The organism is Streptomyces sp. PSU-S4-23, assembly GCF_055632315.1.
Genome location: NZ_JBVMUU010000002.1, coordinates 3,268,915 through 3,287,950, shown reverse-complemented (window position 1 = coordinate 3,287,950; position 19,036 = coordinate 3,268,915). Strand labels below are relative to the sequence as shown.

At 71.7% G+C, this 19,036-nt stretch carries 16 protein-coding genes and 1 tRNA gene; 12 read left to right on the top strand and 5 right to left on the bottom strand.

The genetic code is table 11. From position 1 onward, the window contains the following. Window positions 1-3: 3 nt before the first annotated feature. Window positions 4-1,200: an RNA-guided endonuclease InsQ/TnpB family protein gene (locus ACZ79I_RS15135; RefSeq protein ID WP_471497827.1), complete on the bottom strand. Its 1,197-nt coding sequence runs from the start codon at window positions 1,198-1,200 to the stop codon at window positions 4-6. A 182-nt stretch (window positions 1,201-1,382) separates the two neighbouring features. Between ACZ79I_RS15135 and ACZ79I_RS15130 the strand changes: the two genes are divergently transcribed. Together ACZ79I_RS15130 and ACZ79I_RS15125 are read left to right on the top strand one after the other, a co-directional pair. Then, entirely contained in the window at window positions 1,383-2,240 is an 858-nt protein-coding gene (locus ACZ79I_RS15130; protein ID WP_471497825.1) for a fumarylacetoacetate hydrolase family protein, read from the top strand. 139 nt (window positions 2,241-2,379) lie between these two features. Continuing rightward, window positions 2,380-3,009 carry a Uma2 family endonuclease gene (locus ACZ79I_RS15125; RefSeq protein WP_471497823.1) on the top strand — a complete coding sequence of 210 codons (630 nt, stop codon included), beginning with the start codon at window positions 2,380-2,382 and terminating at the stop codon, window positions 3,007-3,009. Here the strand turns inward: ACZ79I_RS15125 and ACZ79I_RS15120 are convergent. Further along, complete coding sequence (locus ACZ79I_RS15120; RefSeq protein ID WP_471497821.1) at window positions 2,993-4,081, bottom strand: Gfo/Idh/MocA family oxidoreductase; 1,089 nt, start codon at window positions 4,079-4,081, stop codon at window positions 2,993-2,995. The two genes, ACZ79I_RS15125 and ACZ79I_RS15120, sit on opposite strands and share 17 nt — an antisense overlap. Window positions 4,082-4,194: 113 nt before the next feature. On the opposite strand from ACZ79I_RS15120, the gene ACZ79I_RS15115 reads away from it, so the two are divergent. The 6 genes from ACZ79I_RS15115 to ACZ79I_RS15090 all read left to right on the top strand — a co-directional run bounded on the left by ACZ79I_RS15115 (window position 4,195) and on the right by ACZ79I_RS15090 (window position 9,989). Continuing rightward, a complete protein-coding gene (locus tag ACZ79I_RS15115) occupies window positions 4,195-5,283 on the top strand; it encodes an ROK family transcriptional regulator (RefSeq protein ID WP_471497819.1) in 1,089 nt (362 codons plus the stop codon). 162 nt (window positions 5,284-5,445) lie between these two features. Then, window positions 5,446-6,333, top strand: a complete 888-nt coding sequence (locus ACZ79I_RS15110) for a hypothetical protein (RefSeq protein ID WP_471497817.1) — start codon at window positions 5,446-5,448, stop codon at window positions 6,331-6,333. A gap of 185 nt (window positions 6,334-6,518) precedes the next feature. Then, window positions 6,519-7,298, top strand: coding sequence for an HAD-IIA family hydrolase (locus ACZ79I_RS15105; RefSeq protein ID WP_471497815.1), 780 nt, complete (start codon window positions 6,519-6,521; stop codon window positions 7,296-7,298). 154 nt (window positions 7,299-7,452) lie between these two features. After that, on the top strand, window positions 7,453-8,127 hold the full coding sequence (locus ACZ79I_RS15100) for a hypothetical protein (protein ID WP_471497813.1): 675 nt from the start codon (window positions 7,453-7,455) through the stop codon (window positions 8,125-8,127). A 3-nt stretch (window positions 8,128-8,130) separates the two neighbouring features. Beyond that, window positions 8,131-8,796 carry a class F sortase gene (locus tag ACZ79I_RS15095; protein ID WP_471497811.1) on the top strand — a complete coding sequence of 222 codons (666 nt, stop codon included), beginning with the start codon at window positions 8,131-8,133 and terminating at the stop codon, window positions 8,794-8,796. A gap of 167 nt (window positions 8,797-8,963) precedes the next feature. Beyond that, complete coding sequence (locus ACZ79I_RS15090) at window positions 8,964-9,989, top strand: glycoside hydrolase family 6 protein (RefSeq protein ID WP_471497809.1); 1,026 nt, start codon at window positions 8,964-8,966, stop codon at window positions 9,987-9,989. Window positions 9,990-10,041: 52 nt separating this feature from the next. Here the strand turns inward: ACZ79I_RS15090 and glxA are convergent, their stop codons facing one another. The 3 genes from glxA to ACZ79I_RS15075 form a co-directional block, all read right to left on the bottom strand. Beyond that, window positions 10,042-11,976 carry a radical copper oxidase GlxA gene (gene glxA / locus ACZ79I_RS15085; protein ID WP_471497807.1) on the bottom strand — a complete coding sequence of 645 codons (1,935 nt, stop codon included), beginning with the start codon at window positions 11,974-11,976 and terminating at the stop codon, window positions 10,042-10,044. Then, window positions 11,973-13,910, bottom strand: a complete 1,938-nt coding sequence (locus tag ACZ79I_RS15080; protein WP_471497805.1) for a glycosyltransferase family 2 protein — start codon at window positions 13,908-13,910, stop codon at window positions 11,973-11,975. The genes glxA and ACZ79I_RS15080 overlap by 4 nt, the downstream gene beginning before the upstream one ends. Before the next feature lie 610 nt (window positions 13,911-14,520). Further along, a tRNA-Lys gene (locus ACZ79I_RS15075) sits at window positions 14,521-14,597 on the bottom strand. A 229-nt stretch (window positions 14,598-14,826) separates the two neighbouring features. On the opposite strand from ACZ79I_RS15075, the gene ACZ79I_RS15070 reads away from it, so the two are divergent. The 4 genes from ACZ79I_RS15070 (at window position 14,827) to ACZ79I_RS15055 (ending at window position 19,027) form a co-directional block, all read left to right on the top strand. Then, entirely contained in the window at window positions 14,827-16,527 is a 1,701-nt protein-coding gene (locus tag ACZ79I_RS15070) for a peptidoglycan-binding protein (RefSeq protein ID WP_471497803.1), read from the top strand. A 13-nt stretch (window positions 16,528-16,540) separates the two neighbouring features. After that, on the top strand, window positions 16,541-17,689 hold the full coding sequence (locus ACZ79I_RS15065; RefSeq protein ID WP_471497801.1) for an SPFH domain-containing protein: 1,149 nt from the start codon (window positions 16,541-16,543) through the stop codon (window positions 17,687-17,689). A 108-nt stretch (window positions 17,690-17,797) separates the two neighbouring features. After that, a complete protein-coding gene (locus tag ACZ79I_RS15060) occupies window positions 17,798-18,409 on the top strand; it encodes a lytic polysaccharide monooxygenase auxiliary activity family 9 protein (protein WP_471497799.1) in 612 nt (203 codons plus the stop codon). Window positions 18,410-18,559: 150 nt separating this feature from the next. Further along, entirely contained in the window at window positions 18,560-19,027 is a 468-nt protein-coding gene (locus ACZ79I_RS15055) for a DUF3592 domain-containing protein (RefSeq protein WP_471497797.1), read from the top strand. The last annotated feature ends 9 nt before the right edge of the window (window positions 19,028-19,036 follow it).

Sequence of the window (19,036 nt, the reverse complement as noted above, 5' to 3'; positions counted from 1 at the left end):
TTCCTACGGCTCGCGCCGTAGGGGTTTCTGCTTCATCGCCGACTGCCCGCCCGGAGTGCTCCGTTGAGGTCTTACACCAGCTCCACAGACAGACGCCGTCAGCCCGACGGCCAGAATGTTCTTCGCCGCGTTCACGTCCCTGTCGTGGGTCGTGCCGCAGTCGCACGTCCAGGTGCGGACGTTGAGCGGCATCTTGTCCTGCAAGGTGCCGCAGACGGAGCACAGCTTGGAGGAGGGGAACCAGCGGTCGATCGCGATCACTTCGCGGCCGTACCACCGGGCCTTGTACTCCAGCATGCTCCGGAACTCCGACCAGGCCGCATCGCTGATGGCGCGAGCCAGGCTGCCGTTCTTCACCATGTTCCGAACGGTGAGGTCCTCGATCACGATCGTTTGGTTTTCACGAACGAGTCGAGTGGTCAGCTTGTGCAGGTGGTCGCGCCTGCGGTCGGCGATGCGAGCGTAAACCTTGGCGACCTTCCGGCGGGCCTTGGCCCGGTTCGCTCCGTCGCCCTTGGCCTTACGGGCAAGCCGTCGCTGGGCCTTCGCGAGGCGGGCGCGGTCGCGCCGCTCGTGCCGGGGGTTGGAGACCTTCTCGCCAGTCGAGAGTGTCAGCAGGTGGTCGAGCCCGACGTCGATACCGACGGACGTGTCGGTGGCGGGGAGCGGCTGGACGGACGGGGCTTCGCACAGCATGGACACGTACCAGCGTCCGGCCGCGTCCTGCGACACGGTCACGGTGGACGGGGACGCGTCTTCGGGCAGCGGACGGGACCACACGATGCTGAGCGGCTCCGCCATCTTGGCCAGGGTCAGTCTCCCGTCCCGGAACCGGAACGCGCTGGTGGTGTACTCCGCCGACTTCCGCGACTTCTTCCGCGACTTGAAGCGCGGGTACTTCGCGCGCTTGCCGAAGAAGTTCGTGAACGCCGTCTGGAGGTGCCTCAGGGCCTGTTGGAGTGGGACGGAGGAGACATCGTTGAGGTACGCGAGTTCCCCGGTCTTCTTCCACGCCGTCAGCATCGCCGACGTCTGGTTGTAGTTCACCCGCTCCTGCCGCGTCCACGCCTCCGTGCGCGCCGCGAGGGCCATGTTGTAGACCTTCCGCACGCAGCCGAACGTGCGCGACAGCTCGGCTGCCTGCGCATCGGTCGGGTAGAAGCGGTACTTGAACGCCCGCTTCACGTGGGCGGCCTTCACAGCTCACATACTATTGCATCAGTTTGTGACGGCCTGCGGGTGGCTGGGGGCGGACGCCGGTCCGCCCTGGCGGCGAACCGGCTCTTCCTGCCCTGCTCCGCAGGAGCTTCGTTTCTCCCCCGCAAGCGGGAGGTACCCCCACCCCGGCCTGAAGGCCGGGGTATCCACGAAGGAGAGATCCGATGAAGCTGCTGCGAGTCGGTACGGCGGGGGCGGAGCGGCCCGCGCTGCTCGACGCCGAGGGAACGCTGCGCGACCTGTCGGGTCTCGTGCCGGACATCGACGGAGCGCTGCTCGCCGACGACGCGGCGCTCGGCAGCATCCGCACCGCCGCCGAGTCGGGCGAACTGCCGCGGCTCGACGCCTCCACGCTGCGCGTCGGCCCGCCGCTCGCCCGCATCGGCAAGATCGTCTGCATCGGCCTGAACTACCACGACCACGCCCGCGAGACCGGCGCCGAGCCGCCCGCCGAGCCGGTCGTCTTCTTCAAGGCGCCGGACACGGTGGTCGGGCCCGATGACACGGTCCTCGTGCCGCGCGGATCCACGAAGACCGACTGGGAGGTCGAACTGGCGGTCGTCATCGGCCGTACCGCCCGCTACCTGGAGTCGCACGAGGAGGCGCTCGCACACGTCGCCGGGTACGCGGTGGCGCACGACGTCTCGGAGCGGGAGTTCCAGATGGAGCGGGGCGGCACCTGGGACAAGGGCAAGAACTGCGAGACGTTCAACCCGCTCGGCCCGTGGCTGGTGACCGCGGACGAGGTGCCCGACCCGCAGAACCTGTCCCTGAAGCTTTGGGTCAACGGCGAGCTGAAGCAGGACGGGACGACCGCCGAGCAGATCTTCCCGGTCGCCGAAGTCGTGCGGTACGTCAGCCGGTTCATGACCCTGTACCCGGGTGACGTCATCAACACCGGTACGCCGGCGGGTGTCGCGCTCGGGCGGCCCGAGCCGAAGCCGTTCCTGCGGGCCGGTGACGTGGTCGAGCTGGAGGTCGAGGGGCTGGGGCGGCAGCGGCAGGAGCTCAAGGACGCGTAGCGCCTCCGGCGCGCAGTGCGCGCACTGCGCGCGGTGCGGCCGACGGCGCTCGGCGTTCCGGCCGTGACCGGAACGCCGAGCGTATCGTTGTACTGCGCGACTGCCCGCGACCGTGCGGCAGCGGGGAGGAGCGGCGACGGTGACTGTTCTCGAAGACAGGATCGTGATGGCCGAGCAGAGCGAGGAGCTCACCCTCGACAAGATGTTCGAGTGGCTTGAGCCCGCCCCCGAGGGATACAAGGTCGAGATCGTCCAGGGGGCCATCTACATGTCGCCGCAGCGGGACAATCACTGGGACATCATCGCGGACATCTATGACCAGCTGAGGAAGAAGTATCCGCGCAAGCGCGTGAAGTCGGACGTCCGGATCGACTACCCGGGCCACCTCAACGGCTTCGCCTCCGACGTCGTCGCGCTCAAGGACGGCGCGGTCAAGGACGACAAGGGCCGTTGGCGCTGCGAAGACGTCGAGTTCGTCGCCGAGGTGATCTCCAGGGACACAGCGGCCAACGACTACGGCCCCAAGCTGGAGGCCTACGCCGCCGCCGGCGTGCCGGTGTACCTGATCGTGGACCCGTACAGCGGAGAGTGGCATCTGCACACCCGTCCCAAGGGCGGCGAGTACCGCGCGAACCTGACGCTCGACTTCGGCGACGAGGTCGACCTCACCCACACACCCGTCGGTATCACGCTCACCACGGACGAGTTCCCGCGTGAGGGCGACGCTCCGGACACCCGGGCGACGGAGGCACCTACAGCCTCACGGTGACACCCTCGCGGGCCGAGCGCCGGGCCGCCTCCAGGACGTCGAGGGCCGCGGCCGCCTCCAGAGCGGTCACCGGGGCCGGGCCGCCCTCGCGCAGGGCCTCCGCGATCGCCGCGTAGTACGCCGGGTAGTCGCCGCGGAGCGTCGGTTCGGGGCGGCCGCCGCCGGTCGGCGGGGACTCGCCGGAGCCCACGCGCCCCCACATGGACTCGGGTTCGACGCCCCAGCGGGGGCCCGGGCGCCTGCCCTCGCGCAGCGCCGCCTCCTGCGGGTCCAGGCCGTACTTCACATAGCCCGCGCGGGAGCCCAGCACCCGGAAACGGGGGCCGAGCTGGGCCGCCGTCGCGGAGACGTACAGGTGGGAGCGGACGCCGCCGGCGTGCGTGAGTGCGATGAAGGTGTCGTCGTCCGCCTCCGCGCCCGGCCGGCGAACGTTCGACTCGGCGTACACGGAGGCGGCGGGCCCGAAGAGGACGAGCGCCTGGTCGACGACGTGGCTGCCGAGGTCGTAGAGCAGACCTCCGATCTCCGCCGGGTCGCCGGACTCGCGCCACCCGCCCTTGGGCTGCGGGCGCCAGCGTTCGAAACGGGACTCGAAGCGCTGGATGTCGCCCAGCTCGCCCTCGGCCAGCAGTTTGCGGACGGTCAGGAAGTCGTTGTCCCAGCGGCGGTTCTGGAAGACGGACAGCAGCAGGCCCTGCTCCTCGGCCAGCGCCGCCAGCTCGCGCGCCGCGGCCGCCGTCCCCGCGACCGGCTTGTCGACGACGACCGGCAGGCCCGCCTTGAGGGCGGCCGTCGCGATCGGGACGTGCGTCCGGTTCGGGGAGGCGATCACGATCAGGTCCAGCTCACCGGCGCGGGGCCACAGCTCGTCGGACGCGGCGGCCAGACGCACCTCCGGGAACGCGGCGCGGGCCTGCTCCCGCCGCCGCGGGTCCGAGGTGACGACCGTGTCGAGGACGAGGCCCGCGGTGGCGTCGATCAGCGGGGCGTGGAAGACGGAGCCCGCGAGGCCGAAGCCGACGAGGCCCACGCGGAGAGGGGCGGCGGGACCACCCGGGGCTGTGCGCGTCATGGCCCCTACTTTCGCAACGCTGTTGCCAAAGTGCAAGGGCAGGCCAGAATGGAGGGCGTGAACAGGATGTATACGGGTCGGCGGAAGGCCGGTGCCGGTTCGGGGGAACCGTGGTGAGCGGAGTGAACCTGCCGGCACTGCGCAGCCACAACGCGGCCCTCGTGCTGGACCTGCTGCGCACGGCGGGGGAGACGGGGATCAGCCGCCTGGAGCTGGCCGAGCGGACCGGCCTGACCCCGCAGGCCGTCAGCAAGATCACGGCCCGGCTCCGCGCGGACGGCCTCGCGACGGAGGCCGGCCGCCGCGCCTCCACCGGCGGCAAGCCGCGGACGCTGCTGCGGCTGGTGCCCGCGGCCGGGCACGCGGTGGGGCTGCACCTGGACCGGGACGAGGTGCGGGCCGTGCTGTGCGACCTCACGGGCACCGTGGTGTCCGAACGCCGCTCCCCGCTCGACCTGGGCGCGGGCGCACGGAGCGTGGTGGAACGGGCGGCCCTGGAGGTCGAGGGGCTGCCGGCGCACGGGGGTGTGCCGGTGCTCGGTGTGGGCGTCGCCCTGCCGGGGCCGCTCGACCACCGGCACGGGGTGCTGCACCGCGTCACCGGGTTCCCCGAGTGGGACGGCTTTCCGCTGCGGGACGCGCTGGCGCGGCGGCTCGGCGCGCACGTGGTGGTCGACAAGGACACCAACGCCGCCGCGCTGGGACTCGCGCTGGGCGGGGCCGTCGAGGCCGCGGACGGCTCGTTCGCCTATCTGCACCTCGGGACCGGGCTCGGCGCCGGGCTCGTCCTCGGCGGGATCCTGCACCGGGGGCCGCGGACCGGGGCGGGGGAGTTCGGGCACCAGGTGATCCAGCTCGACGGGCCGCCCTGCGGCTGCGGCGACCGGGGCTGCATCGAGGCCCTGTGCCTCGCCGCCGTCGCCCGCGGTGACATGGACGGGGCGGCGCGCGTCCTGGGCACGGGCGCCGCGAACCTGGCGCGGCTGCTCGACATCGACCTGGTGCTGCTCGGCGGCCGTACCGTCGCCGCACACCCGGAGCCCTTCGTACGGGGAGTGGGCGCCGTCCTCGACGAACGCGCCCGGCGCGAGGGTTCGGCCACCGCCGTCCCGGTGCGGATCGCACCGGGCGGGGAGCGCGGGGTCGCGGAGGGCGCGGCACAGCTGCTGCTCGCACCACTGTTCGGACGGGCGGAGGGGTGACTCCTCGCGGGCGGCGGCCGGCGCCGGGGGCGCCCCCGGCGCGCCTCGCCGCGGCCGGGCGGGCGCGGCCACTGCGCTGATCGAGGGGACTTGGGCCGTCGGCTCCGGCTCTCCGGGCGTGGCGTGCCCCGGAGGCCCGCACTGATGGCCGGTCATAATGTCATGCGACTGTTTCGACTGTTCCTGGTCCTGCCCTTCGCACTCGCCGCCACCGCCCTCCTTCCACAGACCGTCGCCGGTGCGGCCCCGCCCGGTGCGGCCCCGCCCGGTGCGGCCCCGCCCGGCGCGGCCCTCGCCGGCCGGCAGTCCGCCTGCGTCACGCCTACGGACCGGGCCTTCCCCCTGACCACCCGCATCCACGGCGGTCCAGACACCTACGAGCCCGGCGGCGCCGGCCAAACGTGGTTCATCGACCTCAAGAACACGACCGCGCAACCCTGCGGGGGCATCCATCCGGTGGTCGTCCTCGTCGACTTCAAGCGCACGCTGACGGTCGCCCAGCCCAAGCTCGAGTTCTTCGACGGGGGCCGCTCGCACCCGGTCACCTTCGAACACACGGCCAGGGACGAACTGGTCGGCGCGTTCGACGACGGCTTCCCCGGGTTCACGGTCGCGCCGGGGCAGACGCTCGCCGTGAAGGTGCGGCTGACGCTCGCGCCCGGCACCAAGCCGAACGACGTCATGGCGAAGGCCGCGATCGTGCAGCGCCAGGGCGGCGACGGGGACTGGGTCGGCGAGTCGAACTACTACCGGTTCCGGATCGGGAGCGGGGACGGTCATGCCGGCGTCCAAGCGGAGACGCCACCGGCGTCCGGTCCGCCGTCACCCTCGCACGCACCCTCGTCCTCCTCGTCCTCCTCCTCGTCCCCCCTCTCGGCCCCACCCCCGACCTCACTCGCGCCCAGCGCCCTGCACAGCCCCGTGGGCAAGGAACTGGCCAACACCGGGCCGCAGCCGCCGCACGGCATCAGTCCGACGACCGTCGGCCTGCTCCTGGTGGCGGGCGGTGGCCTCATCGCGGCCTGCCCCTTCCTGCTGCGCCGCCGCTGAGACCGCCCGCCGGCCCGGTGTATGTCCGCAAGGCGGTGCGTGCCCGCAAGCCGGGGCAGGCCCGCAAAAGCCGGGGCAGGCCCGTCGGGATCGGGGCGGACCGGCCCTGATTACGCTGGGGCCCTGGGCACCCGCCGCCATGCGGGCGTCCCCGGTTCCCCGTTGCGTACGGCAGGAGATCGCACATGGCAGAGCGCAGGCCCATCGCCTCATGGCTCACCGACATGGACGGTGTGCTCATCCACGAGGGTGTCCCGATCCCCGGTGCCGACTCCTTCCTCAAGAAGCTGCGCGAATCCGGCAAGCCGTTCCTGGTGCTCACCAACAATTCCATCTACACCCCGCGCGACCTGCACGCCCGGCTGCGCCGCATGGGGCTGGACGTGCCGGCCGAGAGCATCTGGACCTCGGCGCTGGCCACCGCCCAGTTCCTGGACGACCAGCGGCCCGGCGGCACGGCGTACGTCATCGGCGAGGCCGGCCTGACCACGGCGCTGCACGACATCGGCTACGTCCTGACCGACCACGAGCCCGACTACGTGGTCCTCGGCGAGACCCGTACCTACTCCTTCGAGGCCATGACCAAGGCGGTCCGGCTGATCAGGGCAGGGGCTCGCTTCATCTGCACCAACCCCGACGAGACCGGCCCGTCCACCGAGGGTCCGCTGCCCGCCACCGGCGCGGTCGCGGCGCTGATCACCAAGGCGACCGGCAAGCAGCCGTACTTCGCGGGCAAGCCGAACCCGTTGATGATGCGGACCGGGCTGAACACGATCGGGGCGCACTCCGAGAGCAGCGCGATGATCGGCGACCGGATGGACACCGACGTCCTGGCCGGAATGGAGGCCGGGATGCAGACGTTCCTGGTGCTCACCGGGCTGACCACGCCGGAGGAGATCGACCGGTATCCCTACCGCCCCTCCCACGTCGTGCCCTCGATCGCGGACCTCGTCGACCTCGTCTGACGGCTCACGGCGGCCCCCGCCCCGTGAGGACCGCACGGCCTAAAGGCGGACGCCATCCGGCGCAGCGAGCGGCCCCGTACGGAGTAGTCGAGGGTTCCGTCCGGATGCGCCGGAGTGTCCGGAGGGGGAGTCTCCTGGTATCGGGAGGTTCACGATGCGTTCACTACGGCTCACTCTGTGTGCGGGGGCCGTCATCGCGGTCGCCCTCGCGCCCGCCGCGTACGCGGCCGGTGCGCGGGGCGTCTTCCTGACCCCGGCGTCCCCCGCACCCGCCACCGATGCCCGGCCGGCCGTACGCGGGTGCTCCGGCACGACGGCCACGACGGCCACGACGGCCACGACGGCCACGACGAGCACGACAGGTATGACGGGCATGGCAGCCACGACGGGCATGGCAGCCACGACGGGCATGGCCGCGTCGGCCGTGTTCGAGTACGCGGTCGCGGCCGGCTGCGACGGCCGGCAGGTGAGGGGCCTGCTCACCGTCGGCGGAGCCAAGGCCGCCGCCCCGACCGGCCCGGTCCTCCCGCCCGCCCCGGCGTCCCCGATGCCTCAGACGCCGCCGATTGCTCCGAGGCCCCCGCTGGCTCCGCCGACCCCGACCCCCGCCGGCCGGGAGTCGGGCAGTGTGCCGCGCTCGCCGTCCGCCCTCTCCTCACCGGTCGCGCCGGTGCCCGCGGGCGGTGGCGGTACGGCGCGCGTCACGTCCTCCGGGGCCCGGGACGGCGGACCCGGCGTCCGGCAGGCGGTCTTCGGTCTCGTGCTGGTGGGCGCCGCCGCCGTCGCGGTCGCCGTCCGGGGGACCCGCCGGGACCCCCGCGCGGAGTGAACCGTGTCCGAGCACGAGAGTTCCTCCGGTACCGGGCGGCTGCTCATGGGCGTCGCCTGGGTGGTCCTGCTGCTCGGGCTGTGGCTGTGGGGCCGGGAGGTGACCGACGTACGCCAGGGGATCTCCGCGCCGACGACCGGTGACATGGCCGCCGCCGGCCGGCCGCCCGACGCGGGACTGCCGCCCGCGGTCGAGCCGTTGGGGCGGGCCGTGCCGCTGCGGGTCGACATCCCCGTGATACGGGTGCAGGCGCCCGTCGTGGCGCGCGGCCTGGACCGGAACGGCGCGATCGAGCCGCCGCCCTTCGACCAGCCCGGCGTGGTCGGGTGGTACGCGGGAGGAGTGAAACCCGGGGCCGCCGGGACCGCGCTGTTCGTCGGGCACGTCGACACCGAGACCAAGCCCGCCGTCTTCTACAAGCTGAGCACGCTGCGTTCCGGGGCGAAGGTGCGGGTGGTCCGCGACGACGGCCGCGTCGCCGAGTTCACGGTGGAGGACGTCAAGGTCCTCGACCGCGAGCGCTTCGATGCCCGTCAGGCGTACGGGACGCGGCAGCCGGGCCGGGCCGAGCTGCGGCTCATCACCTGCGGCGGCAGGTTCGACCGGGCGAGCCGTTCGTACACCGCGAACGTGGTGGTGTCCGCGTATCTGACGGGCGGCGGGCGCTGACGTCTCCGGCGGGCGGCGTGCGGGGGGCGGCGTGCGGCGTGCGGCGGAAGGCCGGCGGCCGGGAAGGCCGGCTGTAACAGGTCTCCGACAAGGCCCCGACGGCGTCGTGGGGGGCGCGGAGGTATGTCACGATTGGGGGTAAGACGGTACACCCAAGGGGGAGTTGGATGTACGGGACGAGGGGTGCGGGGGCATGGGCCGCGGCGGCGGTGGGGGCCGCGGTGCTGCTGGCCGGGTGTTCATCCGGGGGCGGGGACACGAAGGGCGACGGGGGCGCCGGGATCGGCCAGCGGCCGAAGTCCGCGGACCCGTTCTGGGTCAACCCGGACGGGAACGCGGCCCGGCAGGTCGCCGCGTACGAGAAGGCCGGGAGGACGGCCGAGGCGGACCGGATCAGGAGGATCGCCGAGCAGCCGACGGGGGAGTGGATCGGGCCGGAGAACCCTGCCGCGGAGGCACAGGGGTTCACCGAGGCCGCGGAGAGGGCGGACCGGACCGCGATCCTGGTCCTCTACAACGTGCCGCACCGCGACTGCGGGCAGTTCTCGCAGGGCGGCGCCGCGGACGGCGACGCGTACCGGACGTGGATCGACGGTGTGGCCCGGGGGATCGGCGACCGGCACGCCACGGTGATCCTCGAGCCGGACGCGGTGCTGCACATGGTGGACGGCTGCACGCCGGGCCAGTTCCACGAGGAGCGCTACGACCTGCTCAAGGGCGCGATCACCACCCTCAAGGCGCTGAAGAACACGTCGGTGTACCTGGACGCGGGCAACGCGGGCTGGCAGCATCCCGACCAGATCTTCCAGCCGCTCCAGCGGGCCGGCGTCGACCGGGCCGACGGCTTCGCGGTGAACGTCTCCAACTTCTACTCGACCGGGGACTCGATCGCGTACGGCAAGCAGCTGTCGGCGAAGACCGGCGGCAAGCACTTCGTGATCGACACGAGCCGCAACGGCAACGGGCCCTACACGCAAGGCGATCCGCGGCAGCGCTGGTGCAATCCGCCGGGCCGGGCCCTGGGCGAGGCCCCGACGACCAGGACGGCGGACCCGCTGGTGGACGCGTACCTGTGGGTCAAGCGCCCCGGCGAGTCGGACGGCACCTGCAAGGGGGGACCGAAGGCCGGGGACTGGTGGGCGGACTACGCGCTCGCTCTGGCCGGGGGCGGCACCTGGTCTCCCCCGGCGTGACGGGGGGCGCCCTCCGCTCCGGAGGGCGCCCCCCGTGTGCCGACGACAGGACCTAGGGAACCCTGACCCACTGCGCCGTGCTGGGCGTTCCCTGGTCGTCGTCCACGAACAGCATGTACCAGCCCGACGGGACCAGATTGCGGTTCTTCGGGACGGTCACCGTGATCCTGGTCCCCGACGTCGTGAAGTCCAGCGCGATCGAGCGCTGGTCGACGTCCGTGACGTGTGTCGACACGCTCGGGCGGATCAGCCGGGCCTTCTTGATGGTCGCCGCGTGCCGGGAGGTGAACGTGCCCGACGCGCCGCGCGCGATGGTCCGCGGGCCGCCCGACAGGGAGGGCCGCGCGTCCCGGTACAGATACGGCGGCGTGTAGATCTCGATGCGCTGCTCGAACGTGCCCGGCCTGGTGTTGGCCTTGTCGCCGTACAGCGAGTCGGAGCCGAAGAACATCACGCGGCCGTCGGGCAGCAGGATCGAGCCCGAGTGGTAGTTGCGGCCGACCAGGGGGTCGGCGACCCGCTGGAACGTGTTGGTGTCCGGGTGGTAGACGCGCGCCTGGCGGATGTTGGAGTCGCTTCGCCCGCGGTAGTCCTCGGAGCCACCGGAGACCAGCACCGTGTCGTCGGGCAGGACCGAGGACTGCGGGTAGCGGGTGCCCTTCTCCAGGGAGGGCCCGTCGACGAAGCGCGGGTTCTTCGCCTTGAGGCCGATCAGCCGCGTCTTCTTGCTGGACAGCTTCGACTCGCCCACTCCGCCGCCGCCGATCACCAGGAACCTCTCGTCCTGCGCGGGCGGCAGCAGCACGGTGCCGGAGGTCTCCATCATGGTGGGATCGCCGAGCCCGGGCACCTTGGTGAACGTGTTGGTGTCCACGTCCCAGATGCCGGGGTCGCGGCCCACGTCGTCCGGTCCGTAGCCCGCGTTGGAACCCGAGTAGAAGACCTCGCCGTTCTGCATCAGGAACAGCGCCGGGTACGTCGGGAACTGCCGGATCTTCTCGGTGTACGCCCACGTGCGGGTCCTGGGGTCGAAGACCTCGTTCTTTCCCGGGACCAGCTGCCCGATGTCGTCGAGCCCGGAGACGCTGAGGATCCTGCCGTCGCCGAGGGTGGTGAGCGTCGGGTACCAGCGGGCCTCGTGCATCGGGTCGACCTTGATGTACCTCTCGGCGACCGGGTCGAACTCGTAGGAGTCGCGGATGCCCTGGAAGTCCTTCTTGTCGAGGGCGAGCTTCTGCGCGATGCCGTAGGTGTTGCGGGCGTCGACGCCGGTCAGGCCCTGGATGCGGTAGTTGTCCTGTGTGCCGGTCTCGTACCGTGAGCCGCTCTTCTGCGCCTCGACGTAGATGCGGCCGAGACCGGGGTCGTTGCGCAGGAACCTGCCGGTCCTGTCGAAGACCTTCTTCGCGCGCGGCACCAGGACGGGGTCCTTGGAGACGAAGGTCCTGTGGTTCGCCCTGCCGGTGAACCGGGTGCCCGCGGGCAGCGTGACCGGCTTGTCGGGGTTCTCGTTGTGGACGATCATCAGGCCGCCGGCCTTGGTGACGTCACCCTTCAGCTTCTCGTACCGCTTGGTGCCGCCCGCGATCAGCAGCTTGCCGTCGGCCAGTTGGGTGTGACCGGTGCAGAACAGATCCTTGGGCGTGGGGATCTTCTTGATCGTGTTCCTGACGGGGTCCCAGACGCGGGTGTCGAACTTCTTCTTGTCGAAGTTCTCCTGGTTGTTGCCCGAGCCCGCGATCAGCAGCACCTTGCCGGTGTGCAGGAGCGCCGCGTGAATGGTGTCCTGCCGGTACTGCTCGGGGAACTCGACGATCTGCCAGTGACCGTTCTCGGCCTTGTACTCGGGCTTGTTGATCGTGTACTCGTGGTACCGCTCCGTCCCGAAGCGGTACAGCCACGGCCCGTTCATCCCGGCCAGTGCGAGGGCGACGGCCGTGCCGATCACAAGACGACGTGCACGGCGGCGGCCGGACTGGTCTGTCATTTCTCGCGCCCCCCGAGAGCGATCCGCACGGTCTGCTCAGGGCCCTCGTGTCCGGACCATGCGGGTCGCTGCCCCGGCGCGTGCGCGCCGGCGGCCTGCTGCGCCGTCACCGCCGCGTCCCGGGGCTCGTCCGCGGCGGCCGCGTTCCTCCTGTCCTGCCGCAGCGTCCAGCGCCACACGGCGATGGGCGAGGCCGTGATCAGCATGGCGATCGAGGCCCAGGTGATCATCGCGGGGTGGGCGTGGCCGAAGAGGAAGCCCGCGACGATGGAGCCGCCGAAGACCAGAAGGAAGAACAGGTGGATCCGGAAGGTCCCCAGCAGCGTGTCGGGGCTCGCCGAATCGCCCTTGGGCGTGACCACGAACCTGCTCCTGCGGCGCAGTACGGCGTCCATGAGCGAGCGGGCGTAGACCGGTGCGGACAGCGCCGACATCACCATGCCGGCCACACCCCCGGAGCCCTCCGGCTCGTGCGGCGAGACGTTGTGCCGGCGGTTCCAGACGTACAGGCCGATCTGAAGCGCCGAGGCGTTGCCGTAGAGCATCAGCCAGACCGTGGGGTCGATGTTCACGCCCGAGGCGCCCAGCCCGAAGAACAGCGCACAACTCAACGACGCGAGGATCCAGTTGACCGCCGACATCGGATAGAAGACGATCATCATGGTGTAGTTGAAGAGCTTGCCCGGCGGCAGCGAGAAGAAGCCCTTCCAGTACTGCTTGAGGATCGTCTCGTAGGTGCCCCGGGACCAGCGCAGCTGCTGGGTGAAGAAGTCCGTCCAGGCGCCGGGGCCCTCGCCGACCGCCAGCACGTCCGGGGTGTAGACCGACTTCCACTTCTTCCCGGTGGCCGGATTGCGGTGGCGGTGCATCTCGAAGCCGGTCGCCATGTCCTCGGTGATCGAGTCGTACAGACCGCCGATCTGCCGGAGCGCCGATATCCGTACGGCGTTGGAGGTGCCGACGAACATCGGGGCGCCGTAGCGGTTGCCGGCGCGCTGGATCAGCGCGTGGAAGAGGAACTGCTGCGACTCGGCGGCCTTGGTGACGAAGGCCTCGTAGTTGCCGTACACCTGCGGGCCGATGACGAAGCCGACGTCCGGGTCGCGGAAGTAGCCCAGCATCCGCTCCAGGTAGTTGGGCAGCGGCACGTGGTCGGTGTCCACGGAGGCGAAGTAGTCGTAGGCCTCGCCGTGCGCCTCCAGCCAGGCGTTGTAGTTGCCGTGCTTGGTCCTGGCGCGGTGCGGGCCCTTGGGGCGGTTCCAGCGTTCGACGCCTTTGCGGGTGAAGTGGTGCACGCCCAGGCGCTCGCAGACCGCCTTGACCTCCGGGTCGTCGCCCTCGTCGAGGAGCCAGACGTGCAGCAGGCCCCGGTGCCGCAGCCGTACGGCCGCCTCCAGGGTCCTGGTCACCATCGACAGCGGTTCCTTGCCGGGGACGTACGTGGTGAGGAAGGCCACTCTCGTACCGGTCTCGGGCACCACCGGGATCGGGTCGCGGGCGACCAGCGTCGCGTGCGCGTTCGAGAGCACGTTCATACAGCGGAAGAACTCGATCAGACCGATCGAGACGAGCATGACGACGTCGAGGGCCGGCAGGAAGGCGTGCTGGGGATAGGCGCGTGCGGTCCAGTGCTCGGGCTGGAGCAGCCAGCCGAGCAGGACCAGCGACAGCAGCGGCGCGGCGCCCAGCATGAGGGCGGCGCGGATGCGATGCGGCTCCTGCGAGAGCAGTGAGCGGTACCGGACCCGGTACGGCCCCTCCGGATCCGGCTGGGTGAGCGGTCCCGCCAGCCGGCTGTAGTGCTCGTAGTCGTATCTCGGCAGGGTCTTCCTGATCCGGTGGAAGCTGCCGGTGTGGCCGGTCCGGTACGACGGCACCCTGAGCTGGGTGGTCTGTGACGAGTCGACGTTCTGCCGGGCACCCGTGGACGTCATGAGTCATCCCCCCGCACGCACCCCCGTGCGTGTGTTCCTCGTTCGTGTCGTCCGCGGTGGCCCCCCACGGCCGTGGCGGACGGATCAGTGACAGGTCGGCGCCACCACGTCACTCACAGTCAGCGAGACGTGGATGCGCGACCTCCCGGTTGCAGGGACGCCCCCCTCGGCATCCGTCCAGGCGGGACCCCCATCCCCGCGCAGGCAACCGGCCCAGCCCCCGACTGCCGTCGTACGGCAGCCCTGACACCTCAGGGTTCTACGGCGTCCGGCGTGATCGCAAGACAGGAAACGCGGTGTTTACCGGTCATAACCGCTCATTCGGATGCTTGTTGGAGCCTTCTGGGGCAGTTGATGTCAGCCGAGTACGGATGTTGAGGAAGTGCCCCGTCGCGGCCTCCTCCGCTCGAACGGAATCCCCGGATCGCACCGCGTGGAGGATCTCCCGGCGCTGCCGGCGGGTGACCTTCGGGTCCTGTGGCGCATCGGCCGGACGGAGGGTGGCGTGAAAGGCGTGGTCGGTCCCGGCGGGGCCGGGTTTCCGGCCGATCGTGTGGTTCTCCGGTGTGCGGACGCGAAAAGGCCCCCGCTTGCGCGAGGGGCCTTTCGGTGGTGCGCCGCCAGGGACTCGAACCCCGGACCCGCTGATTAAGAGTCAGCTGCTCTAACCAACTGAGCTAGCGGCGCCCGCTGACCCGGAGAACTTTACCCGACATCGACGGGTGCTCCCGAACCGCCGGGGGCGGCTGCGTCCGGCACGGGGCCGGGGGCCGGGCGGCGGGGCCGATGGGGTGGGTGTGGCGTACATCGTTCGGCCCGTCAGTATGCGGTTCGGGTGGAGAGTTGGAAAACTGACGGGCATGCAGAATTGAGGACATATCATCCGAATATGGACAGAACGTGTAAGGGGTATCGCATGGAGACTCCGGTGTTCGAGGAATCCGATCCCACGAGCGGCCGCGGTCGAGGGGGCCGCGGCCCCTGGCGGCCCGTCAGCCCTTCGCACTCCCGGGCCGACGGCCGCCGGGGCGCGCGCGGTCGCCCGACGGTCCGCAAGGCCGTTCTGCTGGCCGCCGCGGTGGGCACGGTCCTCGGCATGAGCCCCGCCATGCCTGCCCTCGCCGCCGTCTACGCGCCGCCGGAGCCGGGCGTGCCCGCGGACGACGGGCTGCCCGACACCCCGCAGGGCCAGTCCGCACCGCTGCGAGGCCCGAGCGGGGCGCCGGCCTCGGCCGCCCTGCCCAGCACCACCCGGGCGCAGATCATCAGGCGGGCCAAGACGTGGGTCGCGGCCGCGGTTCCGTACGACATGAACAAGTACTGGTCGGACGGTTACCGGCAGGACTGCTCGGGCTTCGTCTCGATGGCCTGGAACCTCGGCAGCAACGAATGGACGGGCAGCCTCAACAAATTCGGTGTCCGGATCTCCAAGGAGGAACTGCAGCCCGGCGACATCCTCCTCTTCCACAACAAGAGCAACCCGGAGAAGGGGTCACACGTCGTCATCTTCGGCGGCTGGACGGACTACACCCACACGTCCTACATCGCCTATGAGGAGACCCCGCCGGTAGCCCGGCGGCAGGCCACCCCGTACGCCTACTGGTCCAATTCCAACCGCTACGTGCCCTACCGCTACAAGGGTGTCAGCGAGAGCGCGACCGGCGCCAAGGGCGCTCCGGCCACGGTCGCCGCCGCCACGTCCCCCGTCCTGCCGGTCCCCTTCCCGTCCGCGGCCTTCGGCCCGGGCGCCGACAACGGGAACGTCACCCGGCTCGGCGGTCTCCTCGTCGCGCGCGGCGGCGCCCGGTTCTACCTCGAGGGCCCCGGCTCGCGCTGGTCCGAGGCGGACCGGCGCGCCGTCGCGGCGTTCCAGCGGGCCCAGGGCTGGACGGGGGCGGCCGCGGACGGGCTGCCGGGGCCGGTGACCTGGAGATACCTGCTGCAGAGGGCGGGCGTGGACATTCCCGCGACGAACGCCCCCGGGACCTCCGTCGTACACCCACCGGGCGTGAACCCGACCGGGACTCCTGCGGGGGTGCCTGCCGGGACTCCTGCGGCGGCGTCCGCCGGTACCCCTGCGGGGGTGCCTGCCGGGACTCCTGCGGGGGCGCCCGCTGGAACCCCTGCGGGGGTGCCTGCCGGGACTCCTGCGGCGGCGTCCGCCGGTACCCCTGCGGGGGTGCCTGCCGGGACTCCTGCGGGGGCGCCCGCTGGAACCCCTGCGGGGGTGCCTGCCGGGACTCCTGCGGCGGCGTCCGCCGGTACCCCTGCGGGGGTGCCTGCCGGGACTCCTGCGGCGGCGTCCGCCGGTACCCCTGCGGGGGCGCCCGCCGGGACTCCCGTGACGCCCGCCGGGCCCCCCGCCGCCGCGTCCGTGGTGCCCGGCTATCCGGGCCCGGACATGTTCCGGCCGGGTGCGGACAACCCCTATGTGACCCGGCTGGGCCAGCAGCTGATCAAGAAGGGTTTCGGCTCCTACTACCCGCAGGGGCCGGGGCCGGGCTGGGACGAGGCGGACCGGCGTGCCGTCGAGGCGTTCCAGCGGGTCCAGGGCTTCGACGGCGACTCCGCCGACGGCCGCCCGGGACCGGAGACCTGGCGACGGCTGTTCTCCTGACCCGGAGGCACAGGTGAACACGACGGCATCGCACACGCCGGAGTCCGAGGGGGCGCCGGACGGCGCCGAGACCCGGTCCGCCCGGCTCATCCAGAGCGAGGCGACCACCGAGATCCCGGTGCACCTGCTGTTCCGGGACGACCCCGAGTCGGTCGCCGTGCCGCTCGCTCCGGCCGTCGTGGGGCGGCGGCTGGGCACCGGCGAGCAGCCGCGGGTGCGCCGGCCCGGCCCGCCGCCGGCGCGCCGGGTGCCCGTCGTCGACCCCGACCTGGCCGAGCGGCCCGCGCGGGTGCTGCCCGGGGCGGCGGGGGTGATCGCGGGTCTGTGCGGACTGGGCGGCTGCGCGGCCGTCTCGTGGTGGGCGGGCCTGCTGTCGCCGGCCGCCGTGTACACGCTGGAGCTTCCGGCGGGCGCCGGGGCGGGGCTCGGCCCCGCGCAACTGGTCGCGTACGCGGGGGCGGGCGCGCTCGGCCTCCTCGGGTTCGGCGGGCTCGCGCGCGGGCGCACGGGCCGTGCCTGGGTGCTCGATCTGTTCGGGCGCTACCGCGGCACGGTCCGCCGTACCGGGCTGATGTGGATCAACCCGCTGGTGCTGCGCCGCCGGGTCGACGTGCGGCTGCGGCACTGGCACAGCGAGCCGATGGCCGCGGTCGACGCCAACGGTGTCGCGCTGCGCGTGACCGTGCTGGTGACCTGGCGGGTCAAGGACAGCGCGCGCGCCGTGTTCGGCGTCGAGGACCACCCGGCCTATCTGCGGGACTGCGTCGCGTCGGCGCTCGCGCGCATGCTGCCGCAGGTGCCGGTGGAGCCGTTCGTGATACGGGAGGTGCCGAGCCTGGGCAACGCCGAGGCGGTCGGCGATCTGCTGACCCGCAGAGTGGTGGCGGATGTGGCGCCGGCCGGCCTGGAGGTGTTCGCGGTGCAGCCGACCCGGATCGAGTACGGGCCCGAGGCCGCCGCGCGGATACAGCGCCGCAGCATCGCCGCGCTCGACGCGCGCCACCGCGAGGCGGTGCTCGGCTCGGTGGCCGACGCGGTCGAGGACATGGTGGCCCTGCTGACCGTGCGCGGCCTGATCGACGTCGACGACCCCGAACGCAAGGCGCTGGTGAAGGACCTGACGGTGGCGCTCTGTGCCGGGCACACGGCCGACGGGGCCTGAAAACCGTGTGCCATTGGTATGGACATGTTCAACTCACGGCAATAATCTGACACTTGGTCTAGACCTGCACGGCTCAGGAATCTCCCCACCTTCTCCAGGAGCGGCAGCATGCGCACAAGGACCAAGTTGTACGCCGCCGTGCTGGGCCTCACGACCGCCGGAGCCTTCGTGCTCTCCACCGGCGGCGCCGACGCCCACGGCTACACCGACCAGCCCCTCAGCCGGCAGAAGATGTGCGCGGCCAACGGCGGCATCGTCTCGGGGTGCGGTGACATCCAGTGGGAGCCGCAGAGCGTCGAGGGCCCGAAGGGCTTCCCGGCGGCCGGCCCGGACGACGGCCGGATCTGCTCGGCGAACCACACCAACTTCGGCGCACTCGACCAGCCGAAGACGCCCTCGGGTGCGGACTGGCCGACGACCAGGGTGACCGGAGGGCAGCGCTACACCTTCCGCTGGCAGTTCACCGCCATGCACGCCACGACCGACTTCACGTACTACGTCACAAGGCAGGGCTGGAACCAGAACCATGCCCTGACCAGGGCCGACCTCAACACCACCCCGTTCCTGACGGTGCCCTACAACGGTCAGCGCCCGCCGTCGACGCTCACCCACACCGGTGCCCTGCCGACCGGGCTGAGCGGGCACCACATCATCCTCGGGGTGTGGACGATCGCGGACACGGGCAACGCGTTCTACTCGTGCGCGGACGTCACGTTCTGAGCGGCGTCCCGTCCCGATTCCGTCCCGCGGCTGCTTTCTGAGCCTCCCTTGAGGGGCACCGGCGCCCGGGGCGGGTACGTTCCACGCACGCCGACATCGCCGAGATGACCATGGCGGCGTGCGTGGAGTCTGCCGACAACGGGGGGAACCGTGGACCTCTTCTTCTACGTGGTGCCCGGCATCATCATCGCCGGGGCACTGGCCATGGCGGCCGTGACGGTCCGCCGCTCGCTCCAGCTGAGGAGCAACTGGAACAGCGGCCTGACCGCCGAGGCGCGCTGTCTGAGCACGTACACCACGACCAGCGGCGGCGGCGACACGTCCGCGACCACGACCCTGCACCACGTCTACGAGTTCACCACCCGCGAGGGCCGGCCGGTCCGCTTCGAGGAGGCGAACGGACCGCGGACCACCGTGGAGGGGGACATCGTCACCGTCCACTACACGCAGGCCCGCCCCGAACGGGCCACCGCCCACGCCCCGGCCCCGGCGAAGGTGCTGGCAGGCGCGGCGGGCGTCCTGGTGTTCCTCTCGGTGGTCGTCCTGTTCTGCGTCGGCTTCCTGGTCACGTTCGCCGAGCTCTCCTCGGCGGACGGGCCGTTCGCCGGCATGCCGTGACGCGCCGCG

Excerpts from the sequence above, each read along its gene's own strand:
- ACZ79I_RS15060 (WP_471497799.1), top strand. The coding sequence starts at position 17,798 with ATGCGCACAAGGACCAAGTTGTACGCCGCCGTGCTGGGCCTCACGACC.
- ACZ79I_RS15105 (WP_471497815.1), top strand. The coding sequence starts at position 6,519 with ATGGCAGAGCGCAGGCCCATCGCCTCATGGCTCACCGACATGGACGGT.
- ACZ79I_RS15080 (WP_471497805.1), bottom strand. The coding sequence starts at position 13,910 with ATGACGTCCACGGGTGCCCGGCAGAACGTCGACTCGTCACAGACCACC.
- glxA (WP_471497807.1), bottom strand. The coding sequence starts at position 11,976 with ATGACAGACCAGTCCGGCCGCCGCCGTGCACGTCGTCTTGTGATCGGC.
- ACZ79I_RS15130 (WP_471497825.1), top strand. The coding sequence starts at position 1,383 with ATGAAGCTGCTGCGAGTCGGTACGGCGGGGGCGGAGCGGCCCGCGCTG.
- ACZ79I_RS15070 (WP_471497803.1), top strand. The coding sequence starts at position 14,827 with ATGGAGACTCCGGTGTTCGAGGAATCCGATCCCACGAGCGGCCGCGGT.
- ACZ79I_RS15090 (WP_471497809.1), top strand. The coding sequence starts at position 8,964 with ATGTACGGGACGAGGGGTGCGGGGGCATGGGCCGCGGCGGCGGTGGGG.
- ACZ79I_RS15120 (WP_471497821.1), bottom strand. The coding sequence starts at position 4,081 with ATGACGCGCACAGCCCCGGGTGGTCCCGCCGCCCCTCTCCGCGTGGGC.
- ACZ79I_RS15100 (WP_471497813.1), top strand. The coding sequence starts at position 7,453 with ATGCGTTCACTACGGCTCACTCTGTGTGCGGGGGCCGTCATCGCGGTC.
- ACZ79I_RS15110 (WP_471497817.1), top strand. The coding sequence starts at position 5,446 with ATGCGACTGTTTCGACTGTTCCTGGTCCTGCCCTTCGCACTCGCCGCC.